The organism is Bradyrhizobium sp. SZCCHNRI2009 (assembly GCF_032485115.1).
In the GTDB taxonomy this organism is placed as follows: Bacteria; Pseudomonadota; Alphaproteobacteria; order Rhizobiales; family Xanthobacteraceae; genus Bradyrhizobium.
In genome coordinates this window covers 205,028-228,429 of sequence record NZ_JAUEUH010000011.1, presented here as the reverse complement: position 1 = coordinate 228,429, position 23,402 = coordinate 205,028, and the positions used below count along the sequence as shown (strand labels likewise).

Here is a 23,402-nt window from a genome sequence, read left to right as displayed (position 1 = left end):
ACTCCAGCAGAAGCGCTTGACGAGCTGCTGTCACGAATGAAAACACTTGGTGTTGCGACCACCGATTGAGCCCGCCGGTTGAATCGGCTTTGCCTGTGGTACCTGCCGCCTGCATTTTTTCGCAGGCGGGCCATGGGTGAGGCCTTCACCCGGCATTCCCTGCGCCCTCTGCCTTTCGAGAGGGACGAACTGATCGCAGACCTCGGGCGTCCGTGCCGCGAGAACGAGACCATGTGTCGATCGTTGTTTGAGCCGTGTATCCGCCCCCGTCCACCGCCGTCGTCCCGGACAAGCCGTGACGCGCGCCGCGTGTCGCGGCGCCGATCCGGACCCATACGCCGCGGCGGACGTGACGTGCGAAGAACTAACGGCTGGCCTGCCTCAAACCACTGCCTGGGGTCATGGGTCCCGGCGCAAGGCCGGACGACAGCGGCGTGTGTGGATGCAGCTTGCGTAGCCACCATCGCAAATTGCGAGGAGCGAAGCGACGAAGCAATCCAGAGTGACAGCCACGGCTCTGGATCGCGTCGCTGCGCTCGCGATGACGAATGTCGCCGCCTCAATACCCCAGCGCGCAGCCGTCCTTGCGCGGGTCGGAGCCGCCGGTGAGCGTGCCCTTGTCCCAGTCGATCCAGATCGCCTGACCGCCGCCGAGCGGCGACACCACCTTGGTGGTCTTGTGGCCGATCTTCTGCAAGCCCTCGATCACCTCGGCCGGCACGCCGTCCTCGAGCTGATAGACGCCCTCGTAATGCAGACCCCTGGCCATATCGATCGCTTCCTGCACGTCGCAGCCGTAGTCGAGGATGTTGGTCAGAACGTGGGTCTGGCCGACCGGCTGATACTGGCCGCCCATGACGCCGAACGACATCTGGGCGCGGCCCGCCTTGGTGGCGAGCGCCGGAATGATCGTGTGCAGCGGACGCTTGCCCGGGCCGATGCAGTTCGGATGGCCCGGCTGGATGCGGAAGCCGCCGGCGCGGTTCTGCAGAAGCACGCCGGTCTCGTTGGAGACGATCGCCGAGCCGAACGAATGCGCGATCGAGTTGATGAAGGAGCAGACGTTGCGGTCGCGGTCGACGACCGTGATGTAGACGGTCTCCGGATTCATCGGCGGCGCGACGTTCGGCAGGTCGAGCAACTTGTCGAGGCTGATCTGCGAGATGTACTCGTCGGCGAACTCCTTGGCGAGGATGCTCGCGACCTCGGTCGTCATGTGCGCGGGATCGCCGATGTGCTGCTCGCGCATCATGTAGGCGATACGGGCGGCCTCGGCCTCGAGGTGGAAGCGCTCGACGCTGAGCGGATCGATGCGCGTGAGGTCGAAGCGCGAGAGGATGTTGAGCATCACCAGCATGGTGATGCCCGGACCGTTGGGCGGGCACTGCCAGACGTCGTAATCCTTGTAGGTGGTGCCGATCGGCGAGGTCACCTCGGTCTGGTGGTTGGCGAAATCCTCCAAGGTGTGCAGGCCGCCGATGCCGCGCAGGGTCTGCACCATGTCCTCGGCGACGGCACCGGTGTAGAAGCCCTTCGCCCCCTCCTTGGCGATGACGCGCAGGGTCTGCGCCAGCTCCGGCTGGCGGATCACGTCACCGACCGCTGCCGCCTTGCCATGCGGCAGAAAGTAGCGCGCGGTGTTGGTGCCGTTCTTGAGCTTCTCGAACTGGTTGTTCCAGTCGAACGCGACACGCGGCGCCACCACATAGCCGTCCTCCGCGGCGCGGATCGCGGGCTGCAGCAGCCGGTCGAGCCCGAGCCGGCCGTGGTCGCGCAGGATGCGGTCCCAGGCATCGATCGCGCCGGGGACGGACACCGCATGGGCCGAGGTCAGGGGGACCGAATGGATCTTGCGCTCGAGGTACCAGTCCACGGTCGCGGCGGCGGGCGCCCGACCCGAGCCGTTATAGGCCATGATCCGGCTTTCGCCCCTGGGCTGTACCAAGGCGAAGCAGTCGCCGCCGATGCCGGTCGATTGCGGCTCGATCACGCCGAGCAGGGCGCAGGCTGCCACCGCGGCGTCGGCCGCGGTGCCCCCGGCCCGCAGCACCTCGATCCCGGCCAGCGCCGCCTGCGGGTGCGATGTCGCGATCATTCCGTTCTGGGCGTGGACCGTCGACCTGCCTGGGAAGTGGAAGCTTCTCATCGTTGCTCGCTGCGTGATCGTGTGGTGGTTGGAATACCAGTGCTGGCCGGCTACATCGCACATTCCTTCCAGGCTCGGCAATGCCTGGGGATACCAGCTTTTCTATGGTCAGCTCTGCTGGTAAACGGCCGCATGCCCCTCGCCGTCGCCGCCTTCTATCAGTTCGTCGCCCTGCCGGATTTTCGCGACCTGCGCGCGCCGCTCCACGCCTTTTGCGCCGAGCGCGGCATCAGGGGCAGCGTCCTGCTGGCCGAGGAGGGCATCAACGGCACCGTGGCCGGGACCGAGCCGGCAATTGCCGCCCTGGTAGGCGCATTTCGCGACGGAACGCTGTTCGCCGGCCGGCTGGACAATCTGGAGCTGAAATACTCGCGCGCCACGGCCATGCCGTTCCGGCGCCTCAAGGTGCGGCTGAAGCGGGAGATCGTGACGCTCGGCGATCCCGCCGCCGATCCGACCCGGCAGGTCGGGACCTATGTCAATCCCGCCGATTGGAACGCGCTGATCGCCGCGCCGGATACCGTCGTGCTCGACACCCGGAATGCGTTCGAGGTGGCGATGGGGACGTTCGAAGGCGCGGTCGATCCAGGCCTGCAGAGCTTCGGGCAGTTCAAGGATTTTGCAGAACGCGCACTCGATCCTGCCAGGCACAAGCGGATCGCGATGTTCTGCACCGGCGGCATCCGCTGCGAGAAGGCGAGCGCGCTGCTGCTGGCGCGCGGCTTTTCCGAGGTCTACCACCTCAAGGGGGGCATCCTGAAGTATCTCGAGGAGATCCCGGAATCCGAGAGCCGCTGGCGCGGCGGCTGTTTCGTGTTCGACGAACGGGTGGCGCTCGGTCACGGGCTGCGGGAGCACTGCGAGGCCACCATCAAGGCCGTTCCGGAGGGCGCACGCGATGAGCAGTTCTGAGCCATCCAACGCGGAGCTCGGCGAGCGGATCGACACGCTGGAGATGCGCCTCACCTTCCAGGACGACACGATCGAGACGCTGAACCAGACCATCACTGCGCAGTGGCGCGAGATCGACGCGCTGAAGCGGCGGATCGCCCTGCTGGTCGAGCGGCTCGAGGACGCGCAAGGCAACGCCGAGGGGCCGCGCAATGAGCCGCCGCCGCACTACTGAGCGGGCGGCGATCTCAGGCCGGGACGGTCGCCGGCGCCTTGCCGGCGGGCAGATCGATCACCTCGCCGGCCATGATCAGGCGGTCGCGGCCGGCGTCCTTGGCGGCATAGAGCGCGCGGTCGGCCGCCTCGATCAGCGAGGCCGGGCCGGCGGAGCGCTCGAAGCCCGGCCGGCACACCGCGCCGCCGATGCTCGCGGTGACGATGCCCACCGGGTTGTGATCGTGGACGATGCGGGCCTCATGCAGTGCCCGCCTGATCCGCTCGCCGAGCCTGGCGCAGCCCCCGGCATCGGTGTTCGGCAGCAGGACGGCGAACTCCTCGCCGCCGTAGCGGGCCGCCAGATCCGAGCTGCGCTGCGCCTCGTCGGCCAGAATGCCGGCCACGGTGTGCAGGCATTCGTCGCCGGCCGGGTGGCCATAGGCGTCGTTGAAGGCCTTGAAGTGGTCGATGTCGATCATCAGCAGCGCCAGCGAAGTCTTGTCGCGGTAGGCCCTGCCCCACTCCTCCAGCAGCCGCTCGTCGAACCGGCGGCGGTTGGCGAGCCCGGTGAGGCCGTCCTCGATGGCCAGCGTCTCGAGCCGGCCCTGCAGCGTCTTCTGCTGCGTCACGTCGCGGGTGACGGCGACGAAGCCGTCGAGCGCGCCATCCGGCTGACGGGTGGCGCGGATCGTGGTCTCGACCCAGATCTCAGATTTGTCGCGGCGACGCATGCGATAGGTGGCGCGCGCCTCGTCGACGGCGCCCCTCCTGAGCTGATCGAGGATCTCCTGCAGTTGCGGGCGATCGAGCGGATGCACACCGGACAGCGCGCGCTTGCCCAGGAGCTGCGACGGGTGCCAGCCCAGCACGCGCATGGTCGACGGCGAAACGTAGCCGATGCAGTCGTCCAGCTCGATCCGCGTCACGATGTCGCTGGAGCCTTCGGCGAGCAACCTGAAGTTCTCCTCCTTTGCCGCCAGCGCCGCGGCGAGCTGCTGCCGCTGCAGCAACTGCTTCGCGAGGAAGATGCCGATCGCGATGACCAGCGCAACCAGACAGACCAGCACCGTCAGCCGGACCAGCGCGTCACGCGTCCATTCCGCCAGGACCTCCGCCTCGGTGCGCGTCACGAGAATGAGGAACGGATAGCGCTGCGCGTGCTGATAGAACCCGATGCGTTCGGACGGTTCGCCGAGCCGCCGGAAATGCAACGGCCCCGACGCCGGATGATAGGGTATCGCTTCAGGTATGGGGCGCCCAAGCGTCCGCGGGTCCGGTTCCGCATTGTCGGCGAGGACGGCTCCGTCACGGCTCATCAGGCTGATCGTGCCCTGACGACCGACGGCAAACTGACGGTAGAACTGAGCAAAATAGGCAACGTCGATGGTTGCCAGCACGACGCCGCCGAACCGGCCATCCGCGTGATTCCAGCGCCGCGACAGGGTGATGACCCATTGACCGCCGGCCCTGCTCTGCACCGGACGACCGATCAGCAGGGAGCGATCGGCCGAAATCCTGTGGTGTGCGAAGTAGTCGCGATCGGCATTGTTGTAGTTGGTGAGCGTGACGTCCTCGGTGGTGGCAAGCCAGTCGCCGTTTTCGCCATAGGCGAAGATGCCCCGGATGCGGCCGAGATTGGCCTTCCTCGTCTTCAGAATCGTCTGCAGTCGGGCGATCGCACCGGGCTTGCCGTCATCGGTCTCGAGCGCGGCGACGACGCCGCGCAACAGCGAATCCGCAAGCTCGAAGGTATCCTCGACGTGCTGGGTGAGCGAGTGAGCGAGGTTGCCGAGATCGGTTTCGGCATTGCGTACCTCCGCCTGTCGGGAAGTCCATTCGCCCCATACGCTGTAAGCGAGAATCGTGACCGACACGAGCGCAAGCACGCCAGCCGCCCACATTGGCAGGCGGCTTCGATCAACTCTGGTCGCACCAATGTCCATTCCGCGGGACTCTCCGGACGCCGCGAGAGTCCCATGGACATCTTATTTAACTCTGAAATGCGATTGGTCCGAGGGCGTCCGCACCGACCCGTAAGACTACGGCCGCTCCCGTACTACTACGGACAAACAACGGCGGCGCCACGCTCGAGGCGGGCGTTTAGCCTGTTAGTTCAGCGAACGAACACCGATCGCACCTTTTCCCAAAGCGATGGCGAATGGTCCAGGTTAACGTCATCGCCCTTCACGCGGGTCGTCGAGGGCTGCTGCAGGCTCACCGGATCCGATGCCGGAAACGTGTCCATCAGTCCCTTGTCGAGCTGCGTTGCAGTCGCACGGTCGAGACGCGCAGCTTCGCGCGGATCGACCGCGTGCTTGTCGTGCGGCGCGGGATTGAATTTCTCAGCCATGATCGATCTCCCTGTGGAACGACAACGCAGGGGCGACGGACGTGTTCCCCTCGATGTGACGTCCCGCAACTGTGGGGACGATCGCATCTCCGGCGACTCCCGAGCCGATATGACCTTGGCCGGAACCGCGTGGGCATGTATCACGGACGGTAAACTGTTCCCGAAGGTTGCGGAGCCCGAGCGTGAGTGAGACTGCCGTGAACAAGCCTTTCATCGACGTGCTGGCCGGTCGGCGCCAGAGCGTGCCTCCGGTGTGGATGATGCGGCAGGCCGGCCGCTATTTGCCGGAGTACCGCGAGGTCCGCGCCAAGGCCGGCGGCTTTCTCGACCTCTGCTTCAATCCCGAGCTCGCGGCTGAAGTGACGCTGCAGCCGATCCGGCGCTTCGGCTTCGATGCGGCGATCATCTTTTCCGACATTCTGGTGATCCCGCATGCGCTCGGCCGCGGCGTCCGCTTCGAGGTCGGCGAGGGCCCGCGGCTCGACCCGCTCGATACGCCGGACAAGATCGCGACGCTGTCGGCGAAGGCAGATTTGTCGAAGCTGCAAGCGGTGTTCGAGGCGCTGCGCCGGGTGCGGGCCGAGCTGCCACCGAGCACCGCCCTGATCGGCTTTTGCGGCGCCCCGTGGACGGTCGCGACCTACATGGTCGCGGGCCAAGGCACGCCCGACCAAGCACCGGCGCGGCTGCTGGCCTATCGCCATCCCGAGGCGTTCAGCACGATCATCGACGCGCTGGTCGACAGCTCGATCGGCTATCTCTTGAAGCAGCTGGAGGCAGGAGCCGACGCGCTGCAGATCTTCGACACCTGGGCCGGGGTGCTGTCGCCGCGCGAGTTCGCGCGCTGGTCCGTCGCGCCGACGCGACGCATCGTCGAGGGCGTGCGCAAGGCGCGGCCGGATGCGAAGATCATCGGCTTTCCGCGCGGCGCCGGTGCATTGCTGCCGGGCTACGTCGCCGAGACCGGAATCGATGCCGTCAGCATCGACTGGACGGCGGAGCCGGGCCTCGTGCGCGAGCGGGTGCAGAGCAAGGTCGCGGTGCAGGGCAATCTCGATCCGCTGGCGCTGCTCACTGGGGGCGCGGCGCTCGACCAGGCGGTCGATGACGTGCTGGCGAGCTATTCCGGTGGAAGGCACATCTTCAACCTCGGCCACGGCATCCTGCCGGAGACGCCGATCGCCCATGTGGAGCAGATGCTGGCGCGGGTGCGCGCCTACAAGGGATGACTTGCTAGCGCGGCCGACTGCGCTCGATCAGCTCGGCCGCGCCGTTGGCGAGAAGCTCGAGCCCGACCGCGCGGCCGAGCTCGCGCGGACGATCCGCCGGCGCAGAGCGCTGTGCTTCAATGAAGCGGCCGCCGTCCTCGTCGAGCACCGAGGCGGTCAGCGTCAGCTGTCCGCCGTCGATGGTCGAAAATCCTGCGATCGGCGAGTTGCAGTGGCCGTTGAGCACCCACAGCACCTCGCGCTCTGCGTCGGCGCAGGTCCGCGCCGCTGCATCGTCGATCGTCGCCAGGATGCGCCGCGTCTCCCAATCGGAGGCAGGGCACTCGACGGCGACGATGCCCTGCCCGACCGCCGGCAGCATGTCGGCGACGGGGAAGTCGTACGAGGCGCGATCAGAAAGACCGACCCGCTCCAGCCCGGAGCGCGCCATGATCAGCGCATCGGCCGGTCCCACGGCGCCGCCATCCGGCAGCCGCTGCAGCTCGCCATTGTCGAGCTTGCGGATGCGGGTGTCGGCCGCGCCGCGGAAATGGATCAGCTCGGCGTGCGGAAACAGCCGCCGCGCATAGGCGGCCCGGCGCACGGCATTGGTGCCGATCTTGAAGCCCCGGCCGCCATCGTTGCGGAATTGGTCCAGCGACAGCCCGCGCCGCAGCACCAGCACGTCGCCCGGCGGATCGCGCGACAGCAGCGCGGCAACCACCAGACCGGGCGTCTCCTCATTGCCCGGCATGTCCTTCAGCGAGTGCATCGCTGCATGCAGCCGGCCGTCCAGCATGGCACGGCGGATCTCGGCCACGAACGCGCCACCCTTGCCGCCGTGGGTGAGCAGCTTGCTGGTCTGGTCGGAATCGCCCGTCGTCTCGAACTTGACGATCTCGATGTCGAGCGACGGAATCGCCGCCTGCAGCCGACGGGCGATCTCCTCCGTCTGCGCCAAGGCCATCGTGCTCTTGCGGGTGCCGATCCGGAAACGTGTCACGAACTCATTCCTGCGTCAGCGCGCGTCCTGCAAGATCATGTCGGAGGCCTTCTCCGCGATCATGATGACCGGCGCGTTGGTGTTGCCCGAAACCAGATCCGGCATGATCGAGGCATCGACCACGCGCAGGCCGTCGACGCCGCGCACCCGCAGGCGTTGATCGACCACGGCGGCAGCATCGGTCCCCATCCGGCAGGTCGAGGTCGGATGGTAGATCGTGCTGCCGGTCTGCCGGCAATAGGCCAGGATGTCGTCATCGCTCACGATCTTGGACCCGGGATAGGCTTCATCCGAGACATACGGCTTCAGCGCCGGTGCCGCCAGGATTTTCCGCAGGATCCGGAGGCCCTCGATGTTGGCCCGCCGGTCAATTTCACTGGCGAGATAATTGATGCGGATTTCCGGCGGCACCGTCGGATCCGCGCTCCTGATCCGCAGCGAACCGCGGCTTTCGGGCCTGAGCTGGCAGACCGAGGCGGTGAAGCCGGAGAAGGTGTGCAACTTCTCGCCCATCTTGTCGGTCGAGAACGGGATGAAGTGGATCTGGATGTCCGGGCTCACGAGCCTCGGATCGGTCTTGAAGAACGCGCCGGCCGTACCCGCAGCGATCGTCAGCGGACCGTTGCGGAAGGCCGCATAGCGTACGCCAGCCAGCACCTTGCGCACCGGATTGTTGACGATGTCGTTCAGTGTGATGCGCTGGCTGCAGCGCATCACGATGCGCACCTGCAGATGGTCCTGCAGGTCACTTCCGACACCGGGCGCATCGAGGACCACGTCGAGGCCGTGCTGCTTCAGCAACTCGGCCGGACCGACCCCGGACAGCTGCAGCAGTTGCGGCGAGTTGTAGGCGCCGCTCGACACCAGGATCTCCTTGCGAGCGCGGGCCGTCCGCATTCGGCCGCGCTGGCTGAACGTGACGCCGCGGGCCCGGCGCCCCTCGAACAAAATCCGCTGGGCCAGCGCGTCGGTCTCGACGTGGAGGTTGCTGCGGCCGAGCGCCGGCCGCAGGTAGGAGGCCGCGCTGCTGGCGCGGCGGCCGCGACGGGTCGTCGTCTGGAAGAACCCCGCCCCCTCCTGGCTCGCACCATTGAAGTCGCCATTGAAGGGCAACCCGGCCTCGACCGCCGCTTTCACGAAGGCTTCAGACAACGGGTCCTCGTGCCGCCAGTCGGACACTGGCAGCGGGCCGTCGACGCCGTGGTAGTCGTCGGCGCCGCGGGACTGATTTTCCGCCCGCTTGAAATAGGACAGCACGTCGTCATAGCCCCAGCCGACATTGCCGCGCTGGCGCCAGCGGTCGTAATCCTCGTGCTGGCCGCGCACGTAGAGCAGGCCGTTGATCGAGCTGGAGCCACCGAGCACCTTGCCGCGCGGCTGGAACACGGAGCGGCCGTCGAGTCCGGGCTCCGGCTCGGTCTGGTACATCCAGTTGACGGTCTTTTCCTTGAACAGCTTGCCGTAGCCGAGCGGGACGTGGATCCAGATGTTGGTGTCCTTTGGACCGGCCTCGAGCAGCAGCACCGTGTGCTTGCCGTCGCTGCTGAGCCTGTTGGCGAGAACGCAGCCGGCCGAGCCGGCACCGACCACGACGTAGTCGAACTCGATGTCCGCCTCACGCAACACCACGCTGCCTTCCATCGCTTCCCCACCGGCCTTGTTGTTCTTTCATCCTCGATGATACCAAAACGCAAGGACATGCAAGCGGCAAATCAGCAGGTCTGGTCGGCCATCTCAGTCATTGCGGCCTCAACAGGCGCGCGGCGTGCCGCGCGATCATCATTTCCTCATTGGTGTGGACCACGCGCACGCGCACCTGCGATCGATCCGAAGATATCAACGAATGGTTCGCACGATTGCGGTCCTCGTCCAGCGCGATCCCGAGCCATTCGAAGCCTTGGCAGACGCGCTGGCGAATGTGCCATGCATGCTCGCCGATACCGCCGCAGAACACGACCGCGTCGATGCCCGAGAGGACCGCGGCCATGGCGCCGAGCTCGCGCCTGATGCGGTCGACGAAGTAGTCGATCGCCTGCCGCGCCTCCGGCGTGCCGGCGGCCTCCAATTCGCGCATGTCCTGCGACAATCCCGACAATCCCTTCAGGCCCGAATGATTGTAGAGGAGATCGGTGACCGCCGCAGCCGTCATGCGCTTCTCCTGAAGCAGATAGAGAACGACGCCAGGATCGAGCTGACCGCAGCGCGTGCCCATCGGCAGGCCGTCGAGTGCCGTGAAGCCCATCGACGAACCGATGCTTTGTCCATCCCGGATCGCACACATCGAGGCGCCGTTGCCGAGATGCATCACGACCACCCGGCCCTTCTCGTCGAGCGGAGCGATCTCCTTCAATCGCGAAACGACGTATTCATAGGATAGGCCGTGAAAGCCGTAGCGGCGGATGCCTTGGTCGTAGAACTCACGCGGCAAGGCATAGGTATCATTGACCCAGGGGTGCGAACGATGGAACGCCGTGTCGAAACATGCGACCTGCACGGCGCCAGGAAAGGCGCGATGGGCGGCGCGGACACCGGAGAGATTGTGAGGCTGGTGCAACGGCGCCAGCGGAATGAGCTTCTGCAGGTCATTCAGAACATCGTCATTGACGACGATCGGCTGCGTGAAAGCGAGCCCGCCATGGACGACGCGATGACCGACGGCGTCGACTTCGGTGCGCCCGATGGCGCGCTGCAGTACCTTGAGCACGACGCCGAGAGCCGCCTCGTGATCGGTGGCGCTCGCTGCATCGAGGCGTTCATCGGCCAGCGGAGCGCCCCTCAGCTTCGCTTCGAGATGCGGCGCGGCACTGCCAAGCCCTTCGATCTGGCCATGCACGGTCTCCACAAGGTCGGCATCTTCCTCGAACAAGGCGAACTTGATCGACGATGAGCCGGAGTTGAGGATCAGGATGTGTTGCATCGGTGATGCCGCCTCGTGACGAAGGATGAACTGATAAACTGCAGAAAATACGAACGATTTCCATGACGATCCGAAGACGAACAAAACGCTAGGTTGTATTCTGGCGCCGAGATGACCGTCTGCCGTCATATCAGGGGTTGAGTCGGACCCGCGGGAGGGCCACTGCGTGAATATGCCTCGACATCTCCTGCCGACCACCGTGGTCGGAAGCTACCCGCAGCCGGATTGGCTGGTTGATCGCGCAATGCTCTCGAAGTCCGTTCCCCGCATTCGCATGCAGGGCATGTGGCGCATTCCCCGGCCGCTGCTCGACGACGCTCAGGACGATGCGACCATCGTCGCGATCCACGACATGGAACAGGCGGGGATCGACATCGTATCGGATGGCGAGATCCGGCGCGAAAGCTACTCCAACCGGTTCGCGACCGCGCTCGACGGCGTCGATGCCGACAATCCCGCCATCATCATCTCGCCGTCCGGGATCAAGACGCCAGTGCCGCGCGTCGCCGGTCCGATCACGCGGACGCACCCGGTCGAGCTGCGCGACATGGAGTTCCTCCGCCATAACACCAAGCGTGCCGCCAAGATCACGCTGCCCGGGCCGTTCACATTGAGCCAGCAGGCCCAGGACGATTTCTACGGCGACGACGAGGCGCTCGCCATGGCTTTCGCCGAGGTCGTCAATGCCGAGGCCCGCGACCTGCAACGCGCCGGCGCCGACGTCATCCAGCTCGACGAGCCCTGGGTCCGCAACAATCCGCAGGCGGCGCGGCGCTATGCCGTCAAGGCGATCAACCGGGCTCTGGATCATATTACGGTGCCCACCATCGTTCACGTCTGCTTCGGTTATGCCGCCATCGTGCCGGGCTCCAGCAAACCGAGCGGATATGCGTTCCTGGCCGAGCTTGCCGATTGCCACGCCGCGCAGATCGCTATCGAGGCGGCGCAGCCGCGGCTCGACCTCGGCGTTCTCAGGGATCTCTCGACCAAGACCATCGTGCTAGGCGTCCTCGATCTCGGCAATCCCGAGGTCGATCCGGTCGCGGTCGTCGCCGAGCGCATCCGCAACGGCCTCAAAGTGGTGGCGCCGGAGCGGCTGGTCGTGGCGCCGGACTGTGGCATGAAATATCTGCCGCGTGCGACCGCTTTCGGGAAATTGAAGGCGATGTGCGCGGCGGCGGCGCGGGTGCGCGAGGAGCTCGCCTGAAAGCCCAATGTGGCAGATGCGGCGCATGTCAGGCGCGACCGCTCCACGATGGCGCCACCCTGCAAACCCATTTCCGGAATAAGGCAGGCGGTGAGCGCCGGGGGTGGGCTGGCCCGATTTCGTCGCGAGGGAGGCTCCGATGGCCGTCTGCATCACGTCGAGGAACGTCGCCGCCGCGATCGGCATGCTTGCCGGCGCAGCGGCGAGCGGGACCGCGATGGCCGACCCGCTCGACGACATCATGGGCGGCCTGATGCGCGACGCGCGCAGCTCGTTTGCGCGGATGGTGCCGATCGGGCTCGTACCGACCATGCCATCGCTCCAGCCGCCTCCCATCCAGCAGCCAACGGCACTGCCACCATCCTCTCGGCCCGCGCTCCCGCCGCAGGCTCAGGCCGTCAAGCCGCAGGCGGTAGCGAAACCATTGCGCCCCCGGCCGCCGCTCAGTCCCGCCGCGGCGACGTTGGCGGCTGCCGATGCTGCCGAGACGGTCGCCGACGCCAATCTCGATGCCGCGCTGGCGGCCAACGAGAAGGCCATTTCCGACCGCGACGTGGCGGAGGCGCTGGCGAAGGCCAATCCCACCGCAGCCAACATCGCGGCGGCCAAGGCCGCGGCCGAGGCGGCATACACCGCCGAAGCGAACCTCACCGACGCGCTGTTGGCCGACAAGGAGACCGATGCACGTCTGAAGGCCGCACGCGCCGCCGTCGCAGCGCAGCAGAGCGGCCGGAAGTCCTCAGGCAAGCCGCCGTCGGCGATGTCGGTCAACCTGCTCGCCGACAAGTAGCCGGCGGCGCACTCACAGCGCGTCGGCCCGCTCCAGCGTGTCGATCGTGACCACGCCGTGGGCGCGGGAAACGCAGGCGCAGAGCTTGCGGCTGTCGTGCTTCTGCTCGGCGCTGAAGAACACGTCGCGATGATCGATCTCGCCCTCGACTTCGACCACATCGACCGCGCAGACGCCGCACTCGCCGCGCCGGCAATCCGCCATGACCTCGTGACCGGCGGCATTCAGCACGTCGAGCATCGAGCGGTCGCGCGGCACAACGATCTCTTCGCCGCTGTCGCGCAGCCGGACCTTGAACGGCTCGGTCGACAGCCGGCCGCTCGATCCGAACGTTTCATAGCTGAGATCGGCCGGCACGCGGCCGCACGCCGCCCACGCGCTGCGCGCGGCATCCAGCATCCGCATCGGTCCGCAGAACAGCACGGCTGCTCCGGACGGCAGACTCGAAAAAAGATCGGACAGGTCAAGCCGCTGCGACTGGTCCGCGGCATACACCGTGAGACGGTCGCCGAGCAGCGCCGCGATCTCATCGACATAGGCCGCATCACCGCGCGATCGCACCGCATAGTGCAGCGAGACGTTCGGCGTCTTGCGCAGCAGCGCGTGCGCTGCTCCGACCAGCGGCGTGATGCCGATGCCGCCGGCGACCAGACAATAATGCAGACGCTGCCAATCGACCTGCAGCAGCGAGGTCGGGCTCGCCACATCCAGCCGGGCGCCGGGCTGCAGCGACCACAGATAGCGCGACCCGCCGCGGGAATCCTCGGCGAAGCGCACGGCGATCCGGTAACCACGCGGGTCCGCCTCGCCGACCAGCGAATAGGAGCGGACATCGGGCTGGCCGGCGGCGAGGACGCCGACCTTGATGTGGCTGCCGACCGGATAGGGCGCGCAGACATAGCCGTCGGGCCGCAGGATGAATTCGCGGATGCCCGGCGCAAGGTCGCGTGTCGAGACCAGGGTCGCAGGCGACCAATTGTCCTGGAAACGCATGATTGCCTCCTCAGCCGTTGATCTGCGTCTTGATCAGCACCGCCGCAGGCACCAGGTCCATCGGACCACGCGCCTTCACGGCGAGCCGCAGGTTGCGGGCCGCCAGCCGGGCATGCTCGCGCATGATGCTCTCGGCGCGGGCGCCCTCGCGGTTCTCGATCGCATCGATGACGATGCGGTGATGCTCCTGCGCGACCACCAGGATGTGACGCGCCTCCGGCAGCGCCGATTGCGCCATCACGAAGCCGCTCGGCGAGGCGAACGGCAGCGCGCTGGCGCGGTCGACCTGGCGGATTACCGGCGGGCTGCGCGACAGTTCGGCCAGCAGGGCATGAAAGCGCGCGTTCAGCGCCACATAGGCCGAGAACGCGTCGAACGAGAGCTCGGCCGGCGCGATCAGCTCGTCGATCTGGGCGAGGCACTCGCGCATCGGCTCGGTGTCGCGCACGGACACGCCGCGCTCGGCGGCGAGCCGCGCCGCCAGTCCTTCCATCGTGCCGCGCACCTCGATGGAGTCGAGCACGTCGCGCTCGGAGAACGATTTCACCATGAAGCCGCCGGACGGAATGGCCTCCAGCAGCCCCTCCTCCTCGAGCCGCACCAACGCCATGCGCACCGGCGTGCGCGAGACGCCGGCGGCCTCCACCGCCTGCAGCTCGGAGATGCGCTCGCCGGGGCGCAAGCCGCCGGTGAGGATCAGGTCGCGCAAGGTGAGCTGCGCACGTACGGTCTGCGAGATCGAACGCTCGCTGTCACGCTCGGCCATTCCATTCTACTCCGCGGCTTCACGCAGCGGCGTTTCGCGCGCGATCATCCGATCGATGATCCGCCGTGCCCACATTGCGCCTGCATCGATGTTGAGATTGTAGAACACGCGTCCCGGATTCTCGTCCATCGCGCGCTGCTGCGCTTCCAGGATCAGCTCGTCTTCGCGGAAGATGCCCGACACGCCCTCGCGGATCTCCGTCGTCAGCCGCTGCTCGGAGAGCTGGTAGTTGCGGGCGAACGCCCAGAAATAATGGCAGGTCTTGTCGGTCTCTGGCGTGATGGTGTTGAGCACCATGCCGTTGACGCCCTGCGAGCGGTCGCCCTCCGGCGCGCCCGTGCCGGCCGGTGCGACGCCGACGTCGATCGTCACCGTGCACGGCGCTTCGAAGCGGATGATCTGCCAGCGGTCCACCAGACCGGGCTTGCCGAGCTGCTTCGCCCAGAACGGCGGCGGCTCGATACCGCGCATCCAGCGCGTCACGGTTGCGGTGCGCTCGCCATGGGTGACGTCGAACGGCGCTTCCGCCACCGCGTCGTTGCCGATCGACGAGCCGTGCACGAAGGTCTCGTGCGTGAGGTCCATCAGATTGTCGACCACCAGCCGGTAGTCGCATTTGACGTGGATGGTCTTGCCATCGCCGGCCCAGGCCGGATCGTGATTCCAGTGCATGTCGGGAATGGCAGCCGGATCGGCCAGCGCCGGATCGCCCATCCACAGCCAGATGAACCGATGCCGCTCGACCGCCGGATAGGCCCGTACGCAGGCCGAGGGGTTGATGGTCTCCTGCGACGGCATGAAGGTGCAGCGGCCCTGCGGGCTGAATTTCAAGCCGTGATAGCCGCAAACGACGGTGTCGCCTTCCAGCCGGCCCTTGGACAGCGGCACCAGCCGGTGCCAGCAGGCATCTTCGAGCGCGGCGATGGTGCCGTCGGCCTTGCGGAACATCACGACGTGCTTGCCGCAGATCGTCCGCGGCAGCAGGGCCTGCTTGACCTCGGCGTCCCAGGCCGCGGCGTACCAGGCATTCATCGGAAAAGAAGCGGCCATGGCGTGTCCTCGTGGCGGTATACTTCTAGCTGGTCATTGTATACAGCAAACGAGGGAGGAGGCGCAAGTTCCGCCTTCTCCCGGCGGAAAACTGCCAATCCTGTATACAATAGCCGCACGACGGTTCCGCTCCAAGGAACAAGGCTGACAGACAATCCCTTCTGATTCAAGCACTTGCGCTGATTCCGCTAGGCACTCCGAAAAGACTCACCCGCTCGGTAACGGCCCCAGAGATTCCCCGGATCAGCCCCCTCGGCGAGAGCTGTTCCGTTCGGAGCGCGGCACCGGCGAGGCAGGGGCCGATGATCACAGCCCCTCGCCCCGCAGCCACGCGGCGCCGCGCGCATAGAGCGCTTCGACCTCCGGCCCCTTCAGCCCGGGCATGTCGCGCTTCACCGTGTAGCCGATGCGCGTCTGCAGATAGGCGAGATGCCGATACCCCACGGGAAATTGCTCCAGCAGCGCGCGATCCAGCGCCGGCACCGCGCCCGGCGTCACCGGGTCCATGCGATCCTTCTCGTAGATCGGCTGGCGCAGCACGATGCCCCATTTGCCCGCGCGCTTCTCGAGGAAGTCGTAGAAGCGGCCGGTGCAGAGCACGTCGCACACGACGCCTTCGACCTCGGCCCGCTGTGAGATCGTCATCTTGGTCTGGGAGATCGCGCGATGGCCGGCGAGATCGACCGAGATGCCGCCGAGAAAGTGCAGGATGTTGACACCCTTGGCCCAGGCCGCCTTGCTGATCTCGATGAACTCGTCACCGGTGCCCTGCGTCCACGTCGCCATCATCCGCCCATCCGGATGCCACACCGTGCGGAAACGCTCCCAATCACCGGCATCGCGCCAGATCGCCCAGTTCTGCAACAGTTCGCGGATCTGACGGTCGTCCTCGATCTCGGTGGCGGTCTTGGTCATGTGCATTTCCTCCGTGTTGCGCGGCTGCTGAATACATGGATCGGAGCAGCGCTGCAAAACTCACATTGCTGGTGATGAAGTCCAAAACGCGCCAAGCATTCGATGTCGTCCCGGGCAAGTCCGACAACGCGGAGCGTTGGCGGACGCCGACCCGGGATCCATACGCCGCGGCGGATGTGGCTGGGCGAGAATGGTCGACCATCGTGCCTCGCACATCTCCCTGGGGTTATGGATCCCGGATCGGCGCGCGCGTTGCGCGCTTGTCCGGGACGACAGTTGAGTAGATGTCGACACCTTCGACCTCATCACGGAGGCGAACTGATAAGCATCTTTCATCCCGCAGCACGTCGTGCCCGGGTGATGCAGCATTCGTGTCCCTCTGAACAACGAGAGGGCGCGAGGAAGGCCGGACCTCGGCTGAGGCCCGTGGCCCGCCTGCTCAAAAGAATGCAGGCGGCAGGTACCACAGGTACAGCCGGACAGACCCGGCCTTCCCCGCGCGATCGGTTTTAACGGTGTCCTTCGTGCTCTCCCTGGGGATCGGCTCTCTTGCCCCCATCGCCCGCGCGTGCCGTCAAGCAACGACCGCGAGCTTGACCTCAGCGCCGAGAGGCCAGGACCACACGACTTCGCCGTACGTAACGCCTGCGCTCGTCGGCACAGCCGTCACGTCCATCGCAGCCCGCCTCCACGTTCGTGACGACGCGTACGTCCCTCTGCTCGAGGCGGGATACCGGATATAAGCATGATTTCTGAAAAACAGCAACCACTATTTTTGCCGCCGATCTCGTCCGGTGATGGCCTCGTGCCGTCGATGCGACAAAAAAGGTCCGGCCGGGCATGACGGAGCGTAAGCCACTGACCGCGAGCTGCGAGTCCTGGGTCGAGGTGCAGATCCGCATCTGCCCAGGACCATGGCGCATTCGACAATCTGCCGGCGCCGGCAAGCCGTTGGCGGATCTCGATCAGGCACATGACCCGCTTCTGGTGGGTGAAGCAGCTCGTCAGGCGCGAGCAGATCTCGATACTGCCGCCGTCGCTCGAACTGCTGCGCAACGTCGAGAAGGTATTGGCGACCATCGAGACGCTGCCGGACGAAGCGGCGGTCCGTCGCTGTGATAGACCAGCAGCACGGCGTTGTCATGGTCAGCGGCTGTGGCGCGACGATCGTCAGCTTCGCTTTGCCGTTCGCTCCGGCCACAAAATCATTCGTCGTTCCGGCTCGCCCTTCGCGTTGGCGACAACGGCGGTCTTCGCATCCTGTTCGATCAAGGCCGGCCGGACCCCCGCGACGTGGGAAATGTTCTGCGGACCGACAGCGGCCGGCGCCGCGGCGTCGGCGACGAAGGCATGGGGATCGAGCGGCTTCGGCTGCTTCGTCTCCGCCGAGAAGAACGCCGCGTGCGTGACGAACGAAAGATGGGTCGCATCGGCGGCCCGGCTGGCGCCGGACGGCGCGAGCGCCGCCAGCATCAGCGCCGCACTTGTCCACCCGGCTAGGGGGTTCGATCGTTGCATGGTCTCATTCTCCTCGCGTCCGTGAACATCGACGCGCGATGCGCGTCGCGACAGGGCTATCTGCGCCCGAGCCCGCGGACTGTTCGCTCCAGGCACGACGAAGGTTACCGGTCCGCGTCGGTCGACGAACGGCGAGCTCAGTCGTGCGCGAAGACGCGCGGCGCGACCCAGCCGAACATGCGACGGCCGAACAGGCCGCCCGCACCGATCAGCAGGACAGCCGTTCCGACGTTCCACATCAGGATCATCACCGAGGCGTCGATCGTATGAAACAGAGCGAGCGCCGTCGACGTGATCGCAGATACGGCGACGCCGCCGGTCAAGGCGACGATGGTCGGCCGCAGCCGCGCCGCGTAGCGCAGCATCACCAGCAGGGCCAGCGACAACGGCAGGCTCGTCACGGCGAGCGTCGTGAAGCAGCGGGCCGCCTCGCCGGGGCTCATGCCGTCTGGACCGACCGCAACCCAGTCGGTGAGGCACTGATAGCCGATGTTGGACAGCCATAGCGCCAGCGCCGGCAGCGGCAGCAGCATCCACCACCGCGAGCGGTCGGGAAGGCTGACCAGGAATGCCGCAATCGCGGCCAGCACGCCGGTCAGGATCGAGCCGACGAGGCTGGTCACGAATGGCGCATCGTGCAGACGCTGCACCAGATCTGGACGGATCCCCTGGTTGACGGCGAGCAGCGCCACCACGGCACCGGCCCCGATCAGCCAAGTGCAGGCGCGCAACAGCGGGGGCCGCAGCCGCTTCACGGGCCGCATGTCAGTCGCAAGAGAGTTGATCAGATCGTCGGTCTTGATCATGGCTCGTTCCGCGGAATGAGCAGCTTCTGAAGGCTCTTCAGAGCGCGGTGCATGTTCACCTTCAATGAGGTCGTGGACATTCCGGTTGCCGCCGAGGCCTCCTTGAGCGACAGCTCCCTGAGCTTCAACAGGCGCACGGCCTGCTGCTGCGCTGGCGGGAGATTGTCGATCGCCAGCTCCAATTCGCGGCGGTCGGGCGCCGCCTCCACGCCGGTCTCGGGCTCGGCTGCGATCTCGTGCTCGGGAGACAGCACAGTCTCGCGCCGCCATTGGCGCGACTGCCGCCGTACTCGGTCGATCAGGCGACGGTTCGTGATGGTCACCAGCCACGGCGCGAACGGGCGCGTCGGATCATAGGTGTGGCGGATCGAGTGGATGGTCAACAGCACGTCCTGCACCGCGTCCTCGATGTCGCTGCGCTGCCTGCAGTGCCGCGCCGCGAGAGAGCGAAGGTAGGGCGTGATCTCCTGCAGCAGCCGCTGATAGGCGACACGATCGCCCTCCTGGGCATGCGCCATCAGAATCGCCCAATCGAGCGCGCGGCGTCCCGGCTTGACGTCCGCCCCGCTCTGCGCGTCCACCGCGACGAGCCTCAGCCGCGGCGCAGGAGCGCTCTGGTCACTGCCCATCGGCGCTCTCCAGTTTTCGACCGGGCGGCACGACGAGTTGATCGACGCTGAAGGGCCCGTGCCCGAGCGCGATGATCGCAACCGCCATCGCAGCCCAGGGCAGATGAAAATTGGCCCAGCCATCCGGGACGACGAGCTGGATGAAGGCGGTCATGACCAACAGCCCGAGCGCGCTGCCCCTGGTCGCCAGCCCGACCACCAGGAGCACCGGCAGCACGATCTCGGCCACGCCATCAAGATGAGCAAAGGCTGCGGGCCAGGGAAAGTCATAGGTCTGTCCGAACAGGTGCAGCTTGAATTCGTCCTCGAACAGATACACCGCGGACGGCGACAGCGACAGCAAGCCATCCCATTTGGTGAGTCCGGATTTGAAGAACGGCACCGCGAGCGCGATGCGCAGCATCGGCGGCGCCACGATGAGAGCCAGTCGCGCGAACCGATCGATCGCATCCGACATGGCCAAGGTGAGCGCCCGGCGGCCCGCGATCGTGCTCATGACGCCTCCCCCATCGTCGCGCGGTCGAAGCCGATCACCGCTCCGCCATGGATCAGATCGTGGAGCGTGCCGGCGAGGTCGAAGCCAACGTCCTCGCGCAGCGCATCTTCGACTGCCCTCAGCATCGACCGCCCGGCCGACAAGGCCTGAACGAACGCGAAACTGCCCGACGGGATCGCGCGAACCACGACGTCGGCCTCGGAACGGACGATCAGAACCGCCTCGCCGCCCGCGTCGAGATCGACCGGGCCAGGAATTCCCTCCGCGACATTCATCTGCCAGACCGTGAGCGCGGGAAACGCCGAGCAGACCAGCCGCAGGGATGGATGCAGGCGCAGGCGGAGAGCCGGCAGATCGGCCGGCGCTAGGGCGGCGAAAGCCGCAGGTGTGACCGGCTGGGCTTCCGCCGCATGATAGGCCTCCGCCCAGGCGCGCTCGATCGCCGCGACATCGGCCAGATAAGGCAGTGCCGATGCCGGTGCGAAGCCGCGAATGAACGCCGCGAAGCCGCTGCCATAGTCGAGCAGGATCGGCGAGCACGGCAGTTCGGACAGCAGATGGCGGCGCGCCATGGCCTGGAAGAACTCCTCCCCGACGATGCGATGAACCGCCGGATAGGCGTCCTTCAGCGTCGCCGTCAAGCCGGCCACGACATTGTTGCGATAGACGCCGAACCGGCGCCCGCTCGGCGTCCCATCCGGTCCAACCAGGCCGGGAGGCACCGGCTGCGCGGGATCGAGCAGTGCGCGCGCAAAGCCGCCAAGACGTTCAGCAAGCGGCGGCGTCACAGGCCACCTCCATCGTCGGCGAGAGCATGATGGCCTCGGCCCGGCGCGCCTCCGCCGCGAGCACCGGCCATGGCGGCACCTCGGCGTCCCACTCGATCAGTGTCGGCACCGGGCCGGTCGCGCGGATCGCATGCGCACACAGCGACCAGACGACGCCGTCGACCGGCCGGTCGTGGGTGTCGATCAACAGCGGCCTGCCGTGCTCGTCGGCTTCGCGGGCGTGGCCGGCGAGATGGATCTCGGCCACCTGCGCGAGCGGAAAGGCGGCAAGATAGCCATGCGGATCCCACTGCTGATTGGTCGCAGCGACATGGACGTTGTTGACGTCGAGCAGGAGACCGCAGCCGGTGCGACGCGCGATCTCGGCGATGAAGTCGGGCTCGGACCAGTTGCTCTCGGCGAACGCGACATAGGTCGATGGATTCTCCAGCAGCATCCGCCGGCCGAGCACGCTCTGCACCTCGTCGATGTGATCGCAGACGCGGATCAGGGTCTCGCCCGTATAGGGAACGGGAAGCAGATCGTTGAGGAAACCGGTATCGTGCGTCGACCACGCCAGGTGCTCCGAGAACAGCCCCGGCTCGTAGCGGTCGACCAGATGCTTGAGACGGCCGAGATGGGCCTGGTCGAGCGGGCGGTCGGCACCAATCGACAATCCGACTCCATGCAGCGACAGCGGATAGCGCTCGCGAATAGCCGTGAGATAGCGGTGCGGTGGCCCGCCCGCGCCCATGTAGTTCTCGGCGTGAACCTCGAAGAAGCCGATATCGGGCCACGTTTCGACGATGCCGCGATAGTGCTCGGCCTTGAGGCCGACGCCGCCCCGCGCGGGGATCCGTCCGGCCGTCGAGAATTGTGCGCGTGCCACCCGAAGACTCCGATCGAGAGAAATGGCGGGCTGCAAGCAGCCCGCCGGCAATGTCTCAGGCCTTCGGCGTCAGGCTACCCGGCCCCTTGGGGGTCTGCATCGTCGTGCAGGTGCCCTTCGGCTCGAGCTTGAACGCATTGCCCTGATAGTCGGTCATGCTGGTGCCCGCGCAGGTCGTGCCGGCGCCGGCGAAGCAGTCGTTCTGGCCCTTCAGCGCGACGCCGAAGCACTTCTCCATCTTGCCGTCCTTCATGGCCTTCATGGTCTCGGCCTGCTTGGCCTTCATCATCTTTTCCATGTCGCCCTTGGCCATCGTCTCCGCCGAGGCGGATGCGACGGCGAGCGCGCCGGCAGCGACCGCAAATGCACCGACGATCATTGCGGACAGCGTGCGATTGGACATGCGTGTTCCTCCATTCTCCGGGTTCAGCCTGCGGACATTGCAGGTGTCTGGCGGCCATCGGCGCGCCTGTACGATGGTTCGCTCCAGTGCGTTGGAAGGTTACGTCGTCTGCTTCGCGATTCATCATTCAGTTGCGCCCGAGATAGTCGAGCAGATCGGCCGCCGCCGACGACGACCAGTCGGCCGCACCCGGGAGGTATCCAACGATCAGTCCTGAAGCCGAGATCAGATAGGTGATCGGCATGCCATACAGCGTGAACGGCGCAGGCCTGCCGCGACCGTCACCGGATTGCGCCACGTACCCGTTCGGATCGAGGCAGATCGGCAGCGACGTCAGCCGCAGCGAGCGCACGAAACGACCGACACTGTCGCGATCGCTGCGGTCTTCGGACACCGCAACGACGTGCAGGCGCTCGCGCCCGACGCTGCGCGCGAGCCGATCGAGCTCCGGCAGCTCGATGCGGCAGGCCGTACACCACGAGGCCCAGAAGTTCAGCACGATTGGCGCGCCGCGCAGCGCGGCCAGATCGAGCGTACCGCCGTCGAGGCGAAACAGCCGCAGCGCCGGCAGGCTCTGCTGCGGCCGCAGCAGCGTGAGCTGATGACGGCCGGCTGCGAAGGCCGGGACCTCGTCGTCAGCAGACCCTGCCGAAGCGGGGCCGGCGCCTGCCATGAGCGCCGTCAACACACCGCCGATCACCTCGCGCCGTGTCGCAACAATCATCCCGCCCGTTCCTCGACGGCGAGGGCGGGCGAGGACTGCGGAACGGCCGGCCGGAACGCGATGAAGAAAAACAGCGGATTGGGCAGCCAGTACAGCCATCCGATCGACGGCTCGCGCCGGCCGTCCGGAAGCTTCAGGTCGAGCCACACGTACAGGAACTTGTAGATGCAGAGTCCGGGGATCCAGTTCGGACGCAGATGGCACGTTCTCAGGCAGCGCCGCCGGATGTAGAAGTTGCCCTCGAACGGCGTGATGTCCCAGAGACCGACCGGCCCCTCGGCGATCACCTCGCCGCTCGGACGATGGGTAATGCGCACGATGCGCGGGCGCCTCACATGCAATTGGATACCTCCCGCCGGCGTGTCCTGATACTGCCATTCGACGGTACGATGGCGGACCAAGAAAGGTTACCAGGCCACGCGCAGCCGCGGCGAAGTCATGAGCACCGGCGCGGATCGCGGTCAGCGCAGCGCGTGCGTTCGAGTTGCCCGCTCACATCCAATTGACCGGTCGTGATCGATCCAGAGCGGCGGCCCCCGCTTGATTCATTCGATCGCGTCCGATTAGTTAGCCGCAACCAACAGAACGGCGGAAACACAGTTTCACGACCTCCCAAGGTTTGCACAAGGCTTCGTCGTACGATGTGCTCTTCCGGATGACGACTCTCCCCATCGCACAGGCCGGGCCGCTCTGAACCGCCGCGCTCAGCGCACCCGAC

General features: G+C 66.5%; 25 protein-coding genes. 5 read left to right on the top strand and 20 right to left on the bottom strand.

What is annotated here, in order from left to right; all coding sequences use genetic code 11:
- Positions 1-559: 559 nt before the first annotated feature.
- A complete protein-coding gene (ggt, locus tag QX041_RS30985) occupies positions 560-2,146 on the bottom strand; it encodes a gamma-glutamyltransferase (RefSeq protein WP_315750359.1) in 1,587 nt (528 codons plus the stop codon).
- A gap of 132 nt (positions 2,147-2,278) precedes the next feature.
- On the opposite strand from ggt, the gene QX041_RS30980 reads away from it, so the two are divergent.
- Together QX041_RS30980 and QX041_RS30975 are read left to right on the top strand one after the other, a co-directional pair.
- On the top strand, positions 2,279-3,058 hold the full coding sequence (locus QX041_RS30980; protein ID WP_316167720.1) for a rhodanese-related sulfurtransferase: 780 nt from the start codon (positions 2,279-2,281) through the stop codon (positions 3,056-3,058).
- The gene (locus tag QX041_RS30975) at positions 3,045-3,272 is read left to right on the top strand and encodes a SlyX family protein (RefSeq protein WP_315718252.1); all 228 of its coding nucleotides are present in this window, start codon (positions 3,045-3,047) and stop codon (positions 3,270-3,272) included. Before QX041_RS30980 ends, QX041_RS30975 begins: the two co-directional genes overlap by 14 nt.
- Positions 3,273-3,285: 13 nt before the next feature.
- Here the strand turns inward: QX041_RS30975 and QX041_RS30970 are convergent, their stop codons facing one another.
- Both QX041_RS30970 and QX041_RS30965 read right to left on the bottom strand, forming a co-directional pair.
- Positions 3,286-5,196, bottom strand: coding sequence for a diguanylate cyclase (locus QX041_RS30970; RefSeq protein ID WP_315750357.1), 1,911 nt, complete (start codon positions 5,194-5,196; stop codon positions 3,286-3,288).
- 170 nt (positions 5,197-5,366) lie between these two features.
- Positions 5,367-5,603 (bottom strand): hypothetical protein, encoded by a 237-nt coding sequence (locus QX041_RS30965; RefSeq protein ID WP_316167719.1) that lies wholly within the window; start codon positions 5,601-5,603, stop codon positions 5,367-5,369.
- Between the two features lie 197 nt (positions 5,604-5,800).
- Between QX041_RS30965 and hemE the strand changes: the two genes are divergently transcribed.
- Entirely contained in the window at positions 5,801-6,832 is a 1,032-nt protein-coding gene (gene hemE / locus QX041_RS30960; protein WP_410051904.1) for a uroporphyrinogen decarboxylase, read from the top strand.
- A 4-nt stretch (positions 6,833-6,836) separates the two neighbouring features.
- Here hemE and hemC read toward each other — a convergent pair whose 3' ends face one another.
- The 3 genes from hemC to QX041_RS30945 form a co-directional block, all read right to left on the bottom strand.
- Entirely contained in the window at positions 6,837-7,814 is a 978-nt protein-coding gene (hemC, locus tag QX041_RS30955) for a hydroxymethylbilane synthase (RefSeq protein ID WP_315718248.1), read from the bottom strand.
- Positions 7,815-7,829: 15 nt separating this feature from the next.
- Entirely contained in the window at positions 7,830-9,455 is a 1,626-nt protein-coding gene (locus QX041_RS30950) for a choline dehydrogenase (RefSeq protein ID WP_316167715.1), read from the bottom strand.
- A gap of 97 nt (positions 9,456-9,552) precedes the next feature.
- Positions 9,553-10,731, bottom strand: coding sequence for an acetate/propionate family kinase (locus tag QX041_RS30945; protein WP_316167714.1), 1,179 nt, complete (start codon positions 10,729-10,731; stop codon positions 9,553-9,555).
- A gap of 172 nt (positions 10,732-10,903) precedes the next feature.
- Between QX041_RS30945 and QX041_RS30940 the strand changes: the two genes are divergently transcribed.
- Both QX041_RS30940 and QX041_RS30935 read left to right on the top strand, forming a co-directional pair.
- On the top strand, positions 10,904-11,938 hold the full coding sequence (locus QX041_RS30940) for a cobalamin-independent methionine synthase II family protein (RefSeq protein WP_316167729.1): 1,035 nt from the start codon (positions 10,904-10,906) through the stop codon (positions 11,936-11,938).
- 139 nt (positions 11,939-12,077) lie between these two features.
- Entirely contained in the window at positions 12,078-12,728 is a 651-nt protein-coding gene (locus tag QX041_RS30935; protein ID WP_315718244.1) for a hypothetical protein, read from the top strand.
- 12 nt (positions 12,729-12,740) lie between these two features.
- On the opposite strand, the gene QX041_RS30930 is transcribed toward QX041_RS30935, so the two are convergent.
- The 14 genes from QX041_RS30930 to QX041_RS30865 all read right to left on the bottom strand — a co-directional run bounded on the left by QX041_RS30930 (position 12,741) and on the right by QX041_RS30865 (position 23,019).
- Complete coding sequence (locus tag QX041_RS30930) at positions 12,741-13,721, bottom strand: PDR/VanB family oxidoreductase (protein ID WP_316167712.1); 981 nt, start codon at positions 13,719-13,721, stop codon at positions 12,741-12,743.
- Between the two features lie 10 nt (positions 13,722-13,731).
- A complete protein-coding gene (locus QX041_RS30925) occupies positions 13,732-14,487 on the bottom strand; it encodes a GntR family transcriptional regulator (protein ID WP_315718241.1) in 756 nt (251 codons plus the stop codon).
- A 6-nt stretch (positions 14,488-14,493) separates the two neighbouring features.
- On the bottom strand, positions 14,494-15,537 hold the full coding sequence (locus QX041_RS30920) for an aromatic ring-hydroxylating dioxygenase subunit alpha (protein ID WP_315718240.1): 1,044 nt from the start codon (positions 15,535-15,537) through the stop codon (positions 14,494-14,496).
- Positions 15,538-15,843: 306 nt separating this feature from the next.
- Complete coding sequence (locus QX041_RS30915; RefSeq protein ID WP_315750349.1) at positions 15,844-16,452, bottom strand: nuclear transport factor 2 family protein; 609 nt, start codon at positions 16,450-16,452, stop codon at positions 15,844-15,846.
- A gap of 666 nt (positions 16,453-17,118) precedes the next feature.
- Positions 17,119-17,532, bottom strand: coding sequence for a hypothetical protein (locus QX041_RS30910; protein ID WP_316167711.1), 414 nt, complete (start codon positions 17,530-17,532; stop codon positions 17,119-17,121).
- Positions 17,533-17,622: 90 nt separating this feature from the next.
- Positions 17,623-17,925, bottom strand: a complete 303-nt coding sequence (locus QX041_RS30905) for a hypothetical protein (protein ID WP_316167709.1) — start codon at positions 17,923-17,925, stop codon at positions 17,623-17,625.
- A gap of 182 nt (positions 17,926-18,107) precedes the next feature.
- Positions 18,108-18,776 carry a DUF1109 domain-containing protein gene (locus QX041_RS30900; RefSeq protein ID WP_315718237.1) on the bottom strand — a complete coding sequence of 223 codons (669 nt, stop codon included), beginning with the start codon at positions 18,774-18,776 and terminating at the stop codon, positions 18,108-18,110.
- Positions 18,773-19,405 (bottom strand): sigma-70 family RNA polymerase sigma factor, encoded by a 633-nt coding sequence (locus QX041_RS30895; RefSeq protein ID WP_316167707.1) that lies wholly within the window; start codon positions 19,403-19,405, stop codon positions 18,773-18,775. Before QX041_RS30895 ends, QX041_RS30900 begins: the two co-directional genes overlap by 4 nt.
- Positions 19,395-19,901, bottom strand: coding sequence for a DoxX family protein (locus QX041_RS30890; RefSeq protein ID WP_410051903.1), 507 nt, complete (start codon positions 19,899-19,901; stop codon positions 19,395-19,397). Before QX041_RS30890 ends, QX041_RS30895 begins: the two co-directional genes overlap by 11 nt.
- Positions 19,898-20,689 (bottom strand): DNA-binding domain-containing protein, encoded by a 792-nt coding sequence (locus QX041_RS30885; protein ID WP_316167706.1) that lies wholly within the window; start codon positions 20,687-20,689, stop codon positions 19,898-19,900. The genes QX041_RS30890 and QX041_RS30885 overlap by 4 nt, the downstream gene beginning before the upstream one ends.
- Positions 20,670-21,557: a DUF692 domain-containing protein gene (locus QX041_RS30880; protein WP_316167704.1), complete on the bottom strand. Its 888-nt coding sequence runs from the start codon at positions 21,555-21,557 to the stop codon at positions 20,670-20,672. The genes QX041_RS30885 and QX041_RS30880 overlap by 20 nt, the downstream gene beginning before the upstream one ends.
- Before the next feature lie 55 nt (positions 21,558-21,612).
- Positions 21,613-21,960, bottom strand: a complete 348-nt coding sequence (locus tag QX041_RS30875; RefSeq protein WP_316167703.1) for a DUF2282 domain-containing protein — start codon at positions 21,958-21,960, stop codon at positions 21,613-21,615.
- A 127-nt stretch (positions 21,961-22,087) separates the two neighbouring features.
- Positions 22,088-22,684, bottom strand: coding sequence for a TlpA disulfide reductase family protein (locus QX041_RS30870; protein ID WP_316167702.1), 597 nt, complete (start codon positions 22,682-22,684; stop codon positions 22,088-22,090).
- The gene (locus QX041_RS30865) at positions 22,681-23,019 is read right to left on the bottom strand and encodes a hypothetical protein (protein WP_315769939.1); all 339 of its coding nucleotides are present in this window, start codon (positions 23,017-23,019) and stop codon (positions 22,681-22,683) included. The genes QX041_RS30870 and QX041_RS30865 overlap by 4 nt, the downstream gene beginning before the upstream one ends.
- Between the last annotated feature and the right edge of the window lie 383 nt (positions 23,020-23,402).